Below are 11993 nucleotides of genomic sequence, written 5' to 3' on the forward strand. Positions count from 1 at the left end.
TCACGGGCCGACGCCGATGGTGTAGCGCGGATACAACCCTGGACCGGATCCGGTCCGTACGCGCGAAAACCGTATCAGAGCCATGCCGAGCCGCATCGACGCCACCTTCGCCCGGGCCCGCGCGGAGAACCGGGCCGTCCTCGTCACCTACGTGATGGCGGGCGATCCCGATCCGGAGACCTCCCTGGAGGTCCTGAAGGCGCTGCCCGGCGCCGGCGCCGACATCCTGGAGTTCGGCCTGCCGTTCACCGACCCGATGGCCGACGGCCCGGCGATCCAGGCCGCGGGCCTGCGCGCCCTCAAGGCCGGCCAGGGTGTCGCCGGCACGCTCGACCTCGTGCGCCGCTTCCGGGCGGAGAACGACGGCACGCCGATCGTGCTGATGGGCTACTTCAACCCGATCCACACCTACGGGGTCGAGCGGTTCCTCGACGACGCGGTGGCGGCCGGTGTCGACGGGCTGATCGTGGTCGACCTGCCGCCGGAGGAGGATACCGAGCTGTGCCTGCCGGCTTTGGCCAAGGGGCTCGCCTTCATCCGGCTCGCCACGCCGACCACCGACGAGCGCCGCCTGCCGGCCGTCCTCGCGAACACCGCGGGCTTCGTCTACTACGTGTCGATCACCGGGATCACCGGCACGGCGACGCCGGATTTCGGCAAGGTCTCGGAGGCGGTCGCCCGCATTCGCCGCCACACCGACCTGCCCGTGGTGGTGGGGTTCGGGGTGAAGACCGGCGCCCACGCGACGGCGATCGCCAAGGGTGCCGACGGCGTCGTGGTCGGCTCGGCGCTGGTGGACACCCTGGTCCGCGGGCTGGATTCCGAGGGCCGGCCGCAAGCCGGCACCGTCCCCGCGGTGGCGGCCCTGGTCCGCGAACTCGCGGCCGGCGTGCGCGCGGGCGGCGCGGACCGGGCGGCCTGAACCCCGGATCACCGCGCGCCCTGGCGGCGGCGAACACGGCACCTGATATCAGCGCGAGCTTGAAGCGAACGGACGCGAGTCGATGGTCGAACCGATGAACTGGATCTCGGAGGTCGTGCGCCCCCGGATCAAGACCCTGTTCAAGCGCGAGACGCCGGAGAACCTCTGGGTCAAGTGCCCGGATACCGGCCAGATGGTGTTCCACAAGGAGGTGGAGGCCAATCACTGGGTGATCCCCGGCTCCGAGCATCACCTCAAGATGAGCGCCGCCGCGCGCCTCAAGATGATGTTCGACGAGGGCACCTGGATCGACGTGGCGCTCCCCGAGGTCGCCGTCGACCCGCTCAAGTTCCGCGACGAGAAGCGCTACGTCGACCGCCTCAAGGAGGCTCGCGCAAAGACCGGCCTGCAGGACGCGTTCAAGATCGGCTTCGGCCGGGTCGGCGGCCTGCCCATGACGCTGGCGGCACAGGAATTCGGCTTCATGGCCGGCTCGCTGGGCATGGCGGCCGGCGAGGCCTTCGTCCGCGGCGCCGAGACCGCCCTGGAGAAGCGCACCCCCTACGTGCTGTTCTCGGCCTCCGGCGGGGCGCGCATGCAGGAGGGCATCCTGTCGCTGATGCAGATGCCCCGGACAACCGTGGCGGTGCGCCGGCTGAACGCCGCGCGCCTGCCCTACATCGTGGTGCTGACCAACCCGACCACCGGCGGCGTCACCGCCTCCTACGCCATGCTGGGCGACGTGCACCTGGCCGAGCCGGGCGCGCTGATCTGCTTCGCCGGCCCCCGGGTGATCGAGCAGACCATCCGGGAAAAGCTGCCGGACGGCTTCCAGCGGGCCGAGTACCTGCGCGAGCACGGCATGGTCGACCAAGTGGTCCACCGGCACGCCCTCAAGGAGACGATCGCACGGATCTGCGGCCTGCTGACCAACGCCGCGACGCCCGAGACGCCGGTCGTCCCCGCCCAGGCGGCGGCTTAGGCCACGCCATGGCCTCCTCCGATGCCCTCATGGCGCGATTCCTCGCGCTCCATCCGCGCACCATCGACCTGTCGCTGGGGCGGATCGAGCGCTTGCTGGCCCGGCTGAACCACCCGGAGCGGCGCCTGCCGCCGGTGATCCACGTCGCCGGGACCAACGGCAAGGGCTCGACCATCGCGTTCATGCGGGCGATCCTGGAGGCCGGGAGCCTGGCGGCCCACGTCTACACCTCGCCGCACCTCGTGCGGTTCCACGAGCGGATCCGGCTCGGCGGCATCGGCGGCGGCCAGTTCGTGGACGAGGATCGGCTGGCCGACGCGTTCTCGCGTTGCGAGGCCGCCAACGACGGCCAACCGATCACCATGTTCGAGATCACCACGGCGGCGGCCTTGCTGCTGTTCTCCGAGAGCCCGGCCGACGTGCTGCTGCTCGAGGTCGGGCTGGGCGGCCGGCTCGACGCCACCAACGTCATCGCCCAGCCGGCCTGCGCGGTCGTCACGCCGATCGGGCGCGACCATGCCGAGTATCTCGGCGACACGGTCGAATCGGTGGCTGCCGAGAAGGCCGGGATCTTCAAGCGCGGCTGCCCGGCGGTGATCGCGGCGCAGGATTATGCCGAGGCGGACGCCGTGCTCTGCCGGCACGCCGAAGCCGTGGGCGCGACCCCGATCCGGGTCGGCAACCAGGATTTCTCCGCGCACGACGAGCGCGGCCGCATGGTCTACCAGGACGAGACCGACCTGTTCGACCTGCCCCGGCCGCGGCTCGCCGGGCGCCACCAACTGGTGAACGCCGCCACCGCGATCACGGCTCTGCGGGCCGCTGGATTCGGCGATATCGGCAACGCCGCGCTGGAGCGGGGCCTCACGGAGGTCGATTGGCCCGGCCGGCTGCAGCGACTCGGCCGTGGCCGCCTCGCCGCACAGCTCGAGCCCGGCGCGGAGCTGTGGCTCGACGGCGGTCACAACATCGACGGCGGCCGGATCCTCGCCGCCGCCATGGCCGATCTCGGCGAACGCAGCGACGTGCCGCTGGTACTGATCGTCGGCTTGCTGAGCACTAAGGACGCCGACGGCTTCCTGCGCAACTTCGTCGGGCTGGCCCGGGCGCTCATCGCGGTCCCGATCACCACCTCGTTGGCGGCACGGCCGGCCGAGGAGGTGGCACGCATCGGCGAGGCGGTCGGTCTCTCGACCCGGACCGCCCCGAGCGTCGAGGCCGCCCTCGGTCAGGTGAAAGACATCGCCTTCGAGCAGCCGCCGCGGATCCTGATCTGCGGCTCGCTGTACTTGGCCGGACTTGTGCTCGCCGCCAACGACACGCCCCCCGTCTGATTCGGCGCGCGCCTTTGTCTTGAGCGCTGGCTTTTCTCGGCGTTTCGGTTAGTGGCCCGGCAAGCGCCGTCGATTCGCCGCATTCGGAGGCGCGAATTGCCTCCAACGGCTACGCTTTCACCCTGCTGTGGCAGCTTAGCTACATCCTCGTCAGGACCAATCGCCTAGCTTTGGCGTCGATCGGGCTTGTGCTGGGGATCACAGTAATGAAGACGCTTCTCACCTCTCTGGCGGCGTTCACCGCGCTGACCGCGGCGGCCACCGCCGCCGACCTGCCGCGCCGCGCTCCGCCGCCGGTGTTCACCCCCGTTCCGGTGTTCACCTGGACTGGCTTCTACTTCGGTATCAACGCCGGCTACGGCTTCGATGCCAGCAGCAGCGACAGCAACCGCGGCTTCGTCCAGACCGCCGGGAGCCCGGCCGTCCAGACCGCCGGTGGCCTTGTGCCGTACCGCGCCCTGGCGCCGCTCGGCTCCTCGCTGATCTACAACCGCAACAACCGCGAAGGTTTCTCGGGCGGTGGTCAGATCGGCTACAACTATCAGTTCACCCCGGGCTCGGGTATCGTGATCGGCTTCGAGGCCGACGCCCAGTACCTCGATTTCGGTGGCCGTCCGCGCTACGCCACGAACGCCGGCGCCATCAACCCGTCCTTCGTTCCGGTCAACGGCACGCTGAACACGCTGGACTTCTTCGGCACCGTGCGCGGCCGCCTCGGCTACGCCTTCGACAAGACCCTCGTGTACGCCACCGGCGGCTTCGCCTACGCCACCGGCACCGATGACGGCGCCCGCGTCGGCCTGCAGAACTTCGCCGGCCGTCGGGACGACTTCAAGACCGGCTACACCGTCGGCGGCGGCGCCGAGTTCGCGCTCCCCACCGATTCGTTCCTGAACTTCTTCCGGTCCTCGGCCGTGACGTTCAAGGTCGAAGGTCTGTACGTGAGCCTCGACCGCAACCGCACCGGCCTGCCGCTGGTCGGTGCTGCCGTCACCGGCGCTGGCGTCCTGCCGGTCTACTCCGTTGCCACGTCCAGCCGGAACACGAACGACTTCGCCGTCGTCCGCGCCGGTCTGAACTACAAGTTCGGCTCGTACTAAGACCGAGCGCATGGTCCCGGGCGCAAAGCCCGGGACTTGAAAACGGGTCTCGAAACGGAGAAAGCCCGGCCTCTCGGCCGGGCTTTCTTTTTGACGTGACACCCGAAAATGTCAGTCGCTTACGCGACCTGCGCGCCGATCCAGCGGGAGAGGTCGCCCTTCGGGGCAGCGCCGACCTTCTGGTCGACCCGCTCGCCGTTCTTGAACAGCAGCAGCGTCGGGATCGAGCGGATGCCGTACTGGGCGGCGATCTGCGGGTTCTCGTCGACGTTGACCTTGGCGATCTTCACCTTGCCCTGGAGATCGGTGGCGATCTCTTCGAGCGCCGGGCCGATCTGGCGGCAGGGGCCGCACCATTCCGCCCAGAAATCAACCACGACGGGCTCGGCGGACTTGAGAACGTCCTGCTCGAAGCTCGCGTCGGTTACTTTGACCGTCGCCATAACGTCACCTTTCAGAACCGGCCGCCGATCGGGCGGCCTCGGACGGGCAGGGGCCCGCGCGGTTCGATCAGACTTGGCGACGGGCCGCCGCGCGGTCAAGAAGCCGCGCAGGCCGCACGGCGCGGCGGCACGGGAGGCGCGTCACGATGTGCGCTGGCGCATGCGGGACCGGGGGGGCTGAGAGAACGCCCTTTCGGAAAAGACTGTCGCGGTGCGGTTTTTTCCCGAGCGGACGCTTTTCGCGGTCCCCCCAAAAACATCGTTTCGAACGTCGGCCGCTGGATGTCCGAAGACAACGATGCGCGATCCCGGAGAAGCGACTCAGTCAACCACACCCGACTGAGATCGCGCGCCGCCCTGGCTTGCCGCGCTGCGTCTCCAATCACGGCGTGCGCCGGGAGACCGGATTGATTCGATCGGGCGCCATCGGTCCCGGGCGCAGCCGTCCCGACTCGGACATGAGGAAGTCAGCCCTCGATTCCGGCTTGGTCCAGCGCCGACCGGATATCGGCCGCGCTCAGCGTCCGGATCACCGGACCCGACGTCCAGATCAGCATCGGCCGAATCGTCCGGTCCGGATAAATCTCGCCGAGCAGGTGCGCGTAGAGCGCGATCTGTCCGGCTTCCGTAGGCGGTAGCGGTGCGTCCTCGGGCGGTGGGCGGCCGGTCTTGAAGTCGGCGATCCGGATCGTGTCGGCCGCGACGGAGAGGCGGTCGACGCGGCCCCGCACCACCCGTTCGCCGCCGCCGGCCCTGACATGGCCGGACAGGTTCACCTCCGCTCGGGCGTCGGCTGCGAACAGGGGGGCCAGGTCCGGATCGTCGATGATCCGCATCACCGATCGGACGATGCCCGAGGTTGCAGGCCGCGGCAGGCCGGGGGCGCGGGCTCGCACGAAGGCGAGGCCGGCCGCCTCCCGGCGTCCGGGCTCGACCCGGGGCAGGTGCTGCAGCAGGGAATGGATCAGGATGCCCCGACGCCGCGCCTGGGCGTCCGCGAGGCGCGGCGGGGGCACCCGGGTGCCGTCGGCCGCCTGCAGGGCGCCGGACGGGTTGAGGACCGGGATCTCTGGTTCCGGCGGCACGGGGCTGCGCAGCCAATCCGGCTCCGGCTTCGTCAACGCGATCGGCGACGGCGTCTCCGGCGGACGGTGCTGCGTCTCGACGCCGTCCTGCCAGAGCGTTGCGGGTCCGTAGGGCAGCTCCAGGGCCTGCCCGGTGCCGAGGGCGGCTTCCAGCCCGGCCCGGACCATCCGGCACCAGGCGGCCTCGCTCTCGCGCTCGTGGCCCCGGAACGGCGCTACGATCAGCCGGTCGGCGGCCCGGGTCATCGCCACGTAGAGCAGGCGGTTGTGCTCCTGCCGCGCCCGGGCGAGCAGGGCCGCGCGGGCCTCGCCGGTGGCGGCGCAATCCTGCGTCTTCCCGCTGGACCAGACCGGCGGCAGCATCGCGCGGCCGGCCGGCAGCGGCAGAAGCGGCGGGTCGTTGCGCCCGAGCGGCTCGCAGCCGTCGATCACCACGACGACCGGCGCCTCCAAGCCCTTGGCTCCGTGCACGGTCATCACCCGGACCTCGTCGCGGCCCGATTCCATGTCGCGCTTGACCGTGTGGCCGGCCTCGGCACCCACGTAGCGGGCCAGAAAGCCGCCGAGCGAGGGCGCGTCCTCGCCGGTCTCGGCCTGGGCGGCGGCGGCCAGGAAGACGTCGATGGCGTCGCCGGCCTCGCCCCCGAGCCGGGCAACCAGCTTGGCCCGCCCGCCCTGCGGCCCGAGCAGCCGCGCATAGAAGCCGAACGGGCCGTGCAGACCCGCCAGGGCGATCCAGTCCGAGAGCGCGGCGAGCCCGCGGATCGCCGCGGCATCCCCAGCATCGGCGTGCCGGTGCAGGGAATCCTCCAGGGTCTCGGACAGGTCCCGGCGTGCGGCGAGCCGGACCAGATCCTCGTCGGTGAGGCCGACCAGCGGCGTCTTGAGCGCGGTGGCGAGCGTCAAATCGTCGGCCGGCAGCAGGCCGGCCCGTCCGGCGGCCACGAGGTCGGCCACCGCGATATGGGCCGAGACCTCCAGCCGGTCCTGGCCGGCGACAGGGACGCCGAGGCCCTTCAGGGACCGGATCACCTCCTCGAAGGCCGGGCCGCGCTTGCGGACCAGGACCAGCACGTCGCCGGGCCGCCAGACCCGGCCGGTGGCGTCGCCCTGGATCGTCCAGGTGCGCACCGCCTGCGCCACACGCCGTGCGGTGACGATCGCCGGGGCGCTGGTCTCGGGCGCGTCCACGGGCGCCGTCCAGGCATCCGGCTCCGGGGCGGGCTCGGGCTCGGCGATCGGCCACAACTCGACGGCCCCGGGGGCGCCCGGCCGGGCGCTGGCATGAACGGTCCGACGGGCGACGTCTTCGAACGACAGGCCCTCGTTGTGCGCGTCGAGGGCGAATACCGCATCGACCGCCTGGAGCACCATCCCGGTCGAGCGGAACGACAGGGTCAGCGGCACGTCCTCGAACGTCAGGCCGGCCGCCCGCGATTCCTGGATCCAGGCCGCCCTGGTGAGCGCGAATTCCCGTGGCTCGGCACCCTGGAAGCCGTAGATCGACTGTTTCGGGTCGCCCACCGCGAACCGGGTCCGGGTCCCGGCCCGGGCGCCCTCGCCGGCGGCGAATTCCTGGGTGATCGCCCGCAGGATCTCCCACTGCTCCGGGTTGGTATCCTGCGCCTCGTCGACCAGCACGTGGTCGATGCCGCGGTCGAGCTTGTACAGCACCCAGCCGGCCCCTACCCGGGCCAGCAGGTCCAGGGCCTTGTGGATCAGGTCGTCGAAATCGAGCGCGCCGAGCCGGGCCTTCTGGGCCTCGACCCGGCGGTGGATCTCGGCGGCGAGCTGGAACAGGGCCTGGGTGCGGGCATGCGCCCGCGCGGCGCGCAAGTGATCGAACAGCGGTTCCAGCCGGTCGCGCTCGGCGATCAGGCTCGCCTTCACGTCGGGTGGGACACCCTTTGTGCCGAGGCTGGTGTCGGCCTTGGGCTCGTCCTTCTGGGTGAAGAACACCCCACGGTAGAGATCGAGCGCCTCGGACCGGTCCGGCAGATCCTCGGATCGCGCCCGCTCGGCCTCGGCCCCCGCCAGGGCGTCGGCGAGCTTCTCGTCGTTGGCCTTGCCGGTGCGCAATCCCGTGATCAGCGCCGGCCGGTCCTCGGGTCTGCAGCCCTGGCCGCCGTCCAGGATCGTGGCCTCGACAGCCTCCGCGTTCTCTTCGTCGGCTAGCCCGAGTGCCCCGTGCAGGTCTGCGAAGGAACGGTCCATAAGGGCGCGGTCGCCGATCAGACTTCGCGCACGCAACGCCGAGCGGATCGCCGCCCGCAGGGTGTCGCCCGTCGCCTCCGGGGTGACCCGCGCCAGCGCCTCACTGAGCGGCGTGTCGCCATTCGACACCGCGTCGGCCAGCACGTTGGCCATCTCGATGTCGAAGATTTCCCGGGCCTTGGTCTCGTCGAGCACCACGAACCGCGCCGGAACGTTCGCCTCGAACGGGAACATGTGCAGCAGCCGTTCGCACAGGGCGTGCAGCGTCTCGATCTTCAGGCCCCCCGGCGTCTCCACCGCCCGGGCGAACAGCCGCCGCGCCATGCGCAGGCGCTCGGCGTCGGCGCGCTCGCCGGTCAGCGCCACGAGCTCCGCCGCCAGCGCGGCATCGTCGAGCGTCACCCAGCGGCCGAGCAGGCGAAACACCCGGATCGCCATATTGGCGGCCGCCGCCTTGGTGAAGGTCAGACACAGGATCCGGCCCGGGGGTGCCCCATCGAGGAGCAGCCGCACGACGCGGTCGGTGAGCACCTTGGTCTTGCCCGCACCGGCATTGGCCGACACCCAGGCCGAGGCGCGGGGATCGGCCGCCCGGCGCTGGTTGGCCTGGGTCAGGTCGTCGACGACGAAGGGTCTGGACGCGGGTACGCTGCTCAAGGTCTCGTCCGGGTCGGCTGGCGGACCTCTCTACAACAGAAACGCCGCCGCGGGCCGAGCAAGGCGTCACACCGGGCGTTGCGGGATTGCCCCCGGCGCAGCCGCGCCGCATGGATGCAGCCACCCGCCACGCGACACCGAAAACGCCCGTGACCCAGCCGACATCCGAGCCGGCGCGCCCGCCGATCCGCTTCCGCGGCCGCTCCTTCATGGCCACCGTGCTCGCCCCCGTGCCGCCCGTGGCCGAGTGGCTCGGCGACCTCGACGCCCTGAACCGCCGCGCGCCCAACTTCTTCGCCGGCCGGCCGGTGATCCTCGACCTCGCCGGTCTGCGACTCACCCGCGAGGATCTCGACGGCCTGCTCGCCGAACTCGCCGTCCGCCGGATCGCGATCCTGGGCATCGAGGGCGCGCCGCCCGCGATCCTCACCCCCGAACTGCCGCCGGCGCTCTCGGGCGGCCGCCCGGCCGGCGAGGTCGCCACCCCGGGTGAGGATGCGCCCGCCGAGCCGGCCGCCAAGGAGATCGCCCGGTCGCTGATCCTGGATGCCCCGGTGCGCTCGGGCCAGACCGTGCTGCATCTCGAAGGCGACGTGACTGTGCTCGGCGCCGTGGCCTCGGGGGCCGAGGTAATCGCGGGCGGGTCGATCCACGTCTACGGGGCCCTGCGCGGCCGCGCGGTCGCGGGCGCCGCCGGCAATCCCGGCGCTCGGATCTGGTGCCGTCGATTCGAGCCGGAACTGGTGGCGATCGACGGCCTCTACCGCGCCGCCGACGACCTCGACCCGACCTTCCAGGGGCAGGCCGTGGAGGTGCGGCTCGTGGAGGACGCGATCAAGCTCAGCCTTTTCGAGCGCGGGTAAGGAAGCGGCCTACCGTCCTCCCGGGCGCCCGCCCGCCGAACGGTCGGAATCCATTTCCCCGCCGGATGGTCTGACGCCGGACTATGCGAAGATTTGACGGTTCGATCGCAAACGCGAGGCCTGAAACAGCGCCGCGAGAAATACGTTTTCTTGTCGATGTTTAAGACGAATTAGGCGACCCCTCAGGCGCTCGCGTGCCGACGGGCGGGACGCAAACGCTGAGGTGCGGATTGTCCCCGATGACGGGGTCCGAGGACCGCACAGATCCGCCGATACCAGGATCCCGGCAGAATTTGCCGACCGGATCCAAAACTTAACCCTTCGGTAACCATGCCAGCCGTCAATGGTCCGGTAAGGACTCTTAACGGGCCGACATGAGCGAAACCCTCCCCGAGCCGATCGACGACCCGCAGACCGCCCCCGCGGCGGCTCCTGCGCCCCGGCCGCTCAGCCTTCGCGGGCGGGCGTTCAAGGGCCTCGCCCTCACCCCCGAGCCGCCGCTTCCCGAGTGGCTTGCGGGCCTCGACGCGGCGCTGAAGCGCTCGCCGACCCTGCTGAAAGGCCGGGCCGTCATCCTGGATTGCGCCCAGTTCAAGCCTGAGCCGGACGCGCTCGAAACGTTAATGAACGAACTCAAGGCCCGTGGCATCACGGTTCTGGGGATCGAGGGGATCGACGCCGTCGCTGCTGGATTCCCACCGCTGCTGGTGCAGGGGCGTCCGTCGGACACGGTCGAGATGCCGGCGGCGCCCGCCGAGCCGGAGCCGCAGGTGGTCACCTCGATCACCGTCGAAGGCTCGGTCCGCTCCGGTCAGAGCGTGATCAACCCGACCGGCGACGTAACCGTGATGGGGTCGGTCTCCTCGGGGGCCGAGATCCTCGCCGGCGGGTCGATCCACGTCTACGGCGCTCTGCGCGGTCGCGCGATCGCCGGTGCCGCGCGCAACCCGCGCGCACGAATCTACTGCCGCAAATTCGAGCCCGAGTTGCTGGGGATCGACCGCCTTGTGCGGACGGCGGAGGACATGGGCACGGCCCTGCGCGGCAAGGCCGCTCAGGTCTGGCTCGATGGCGGCAACATCCGAATGGCAAGCCTGGATTAATCCAGTTCTGGATCAAGGGAGATCGACGCGTGGCAAAGGTTCTCGTCGTCACATCGGGCAAGGGCGGCGTCGGCAAGACGACGACGACCGCGGCCCTCGGAGCGGCCCTGGCACAGGGTGGACAGAGCGTGTGCGTCGTCGATTTCGACGTCGGCCTGCGCAACCTCGACCTGGTCATGGGTGCCGAGCGCCGGGTGGTCTATGACCTCATCAACGTCGTCAACGGCGACGCAAAGCTGCCGCAGGCCCTGATCAAGGACAAGCGGCTCGACACCCTGCACCTGCTGCCGGCCTCGCAGACCCGCGACAAGGACGCGCTCACCGATGCGGGCGTCGCCCGGGTGATGGAAGAGCTGCGTGACCGGTTCGACTGGGTGGTGTGCGACTCGCCCGCCGGCATCGAGCGCGGCGCCCAGCTCGCCATGCACCACGCCGACGTGGCCGTGGTGGTGACCAATCCCGAGGTCTCCTCGGTGCGCGACTCCGATCGGATCATCGGGCTGCTCGATTCCAAGACCGCCAAGGCGGAGAAGGGCGAGGAGATGGAGAAGCACCTCATCCTCACCCGCTACGACCCAATGCGGGCCGACCGCGGCGACATGCTCAAGACCGAGGACGTGCTCGACATCCTGTCGATCCCGCTGCTCGCGATCATCCCCGAGAGCCAGGAAGTGCTGCGCGCTTCGAACCTCGGCTGCCCGGTCACCCTCAACAACCCCCTCTGTGCCCCGGCGCGGGCCTACGCCGATGCGGCGCGCCGGCTGAAGGGCGAGGACGTGCCGATGAGCATGCCGACCGAGCGGAAGTCGTTCCTCGACAAGCTGTTCATGCGGAGGGCGGCATGAGCATCCTCGGCATCTTCCAGAAGCGCAATTCCGGCGCGGTCGCCCGCGACCGCCTGCAACTGATCCTCGCCCACGAGCGCGCCGAGTCGGGTCGCCCCGACCTGGTGATCCAGCTCCGCGAGGAGATCCTGGCGGTGATCGCCAACCACGTCTCGGTCGAGCCGGACAAGGTGAAGGTCACCCTGGAGCGCGGCGAGGGCGTCTCGACGCTGGGCCTCGACATCGAGCTTCCGCTCGGTGCCTCGGCCAAGCTCGATGCGAAGCTGGCGGCCAAGCTCGCCGAGGTCGCGGCCAACAAAGTCGGGCGCAAACCCGCCGCCAAGAAGGCCGCTTGAGCCGGGCCGGGATCGTCACCGCCTGCACGAACCTGCGCAAGCCGCGCCCGCGAAGCCGGGCGCGGCTTCGTCATGTCGATCTCGACCACGCGTGGTTACGCCCCATCTCG

General features: G+C 70.6%; 10 protein-coding genes. 8 read left to right on the forward strand and 2 right to left on the reverse strand.

The window, feature by feature from the left end:
* Window positions 1–82: 82 nt before the first annotated feature.
* The 4 genes from trpA to AC0IY0_RS12750 all read left to right on the forward strand — a co-directional run bounded on the left by trpA (window position 83) and on the right by AC0IY0_RS12750 (window position 4338).
* Window positions 83–922, forward strand: a complete 840-nt coding sequence (gene trpA / locus AC0IY0_RS12735) for a tryptophan synthase subunit alpha (RefSeq protein WP_147906784.1) — start codon at window positions 83–85, stop codon at window positions 920–922.
* Window positions 923–1004: 82 nt separating this feature from the next.
* Window positions 1005–1904, forward strand: coding sequence for an acetyl-CoA carboxylase, carboxyltransferase subunit beta (gene accD / locus AC0IY0_RS12740; RefSeq protein WP_147906785.1), 900 nt, complete (start codon window positions 1005–1007; stop codon window positions 1902–1904).
* Window positions 1905–1912: 8 nt separating this feature from the next.
* Window positions 1913–3238, forward strand: coding sequence for a bifunctional folylpolyglutamate synthase/dihydrofolate synthase (locus AC0IY0_RS12745; RefSeq protein WP_147906786.1), 1326 nt, complete (start codon window positions 1913–1915; stop codon window positions 3236–3238).
* 206 nt (window positions 3239–3444) lie between these two features.
* On the forward strand, window positions 3445–4338 hold the full coding sequence (locus AC0IY0_RS12750; protein WP_147937606.1) for an outer membrane protein: 894 nt from the start codon (window positions 3445–3447) through the stop codon (window positions 4336–4338).
* A 119-nt stretch (window positions 4339–4457) separates the two neighbouring features.
* On the opposite strand, the gene trxA is transcribed toward AC0IY0_RS12750, so the two are convergent.
* Together trxA and addA are read right to left on the reverse strand one after the other, a co-directional pair.
* The gene (trxA, locus tag AC0IY0_RS12755; RefSeq protein ID WP_007561219.1) at window positions 4458–4781 is read right to left on the reverse strand and encodes a thioredoxin; all 324 of its coding nucleotides are present in this window, start codon (window positions 4779–4781) and stop codon (window positions 4458–4460) included.
* A 467-nt stretch (window positions 4782–5248) separates the two neighbouring features.
* A complete protein-coding gene (gene addA, locus AC0IY0_RS12760) occupies window positions 5249–8737 on the reverse strand; it encodes a double-strand break repair helicase AddA (RefSeq protein WP_471763974.1) in 3489 nt (1162 codons plus the stop codon).
* Window positions 8738–8847: 110 nt separating this feature from the next.
* Between addA and minC (AC0IY0_RS12765) the strand changes: the two genes are divergently transcribed.
* The 4 genes from minC (AC0IY0_RS12765) (at window position 8848) to minE (ending at window position 11883) form a co-directional block, all read left to right on the forward strand.
* On the forward strand, window positions 8848–9600 hold the full coding sequence (gene minC / locus AC0IY0_RS12765; protein WP_471763975.1) for a septum site-determining protein MinC: 753 nt from the start codon (window positions 8848–8850) through the stop codon (window positions 9598–9600).
* A 374-nt stretch (window positions 9601–9974) separates the two neighbouring features.
* On the forward strand, window positions 9975–10703 hold the full coding sequence (gene minC, locus AC0IY0_RS12770; protein ID WP_147896683.1) for a septum site-determining protein MinC: 729 nt from the start codon (window positions 9975–9977) through the stop codon (window positions 10701–10703).
* Between the two features lie 29 nt (window positions 10704–10732).
* Window positions 10733–11548, forward strand: a complete 816-nt coding sequence (minD, locus tag AC0IY0_RS12775; RefSeq protein ID WP_147906791.1) for a septum site-determining protein MinD — start codon at window positions 10733–10735, stop codon at window positions 11546–11548.
* The gene (minE, locus tag AC0IY0_RS12780; protein ID WP_007561229.1) at window positions 11545–11883 is read left to right on the forward strand and encodes a cell division topological specificity factor MinE; all 339 of its coding nucleotides are present in this window, start codon (window positions 11545–11547) and stop codon (window positions 11881–11883) included. The genes minD and minE overlap by 4 nt, the downstream gene beginning before the upstream one ends.
* Window positions 11884–11993: the final 110 nt, after the last annotated feature.

This window comes from Methylobacterium sp. AC315, assembly GCF_979253755.1.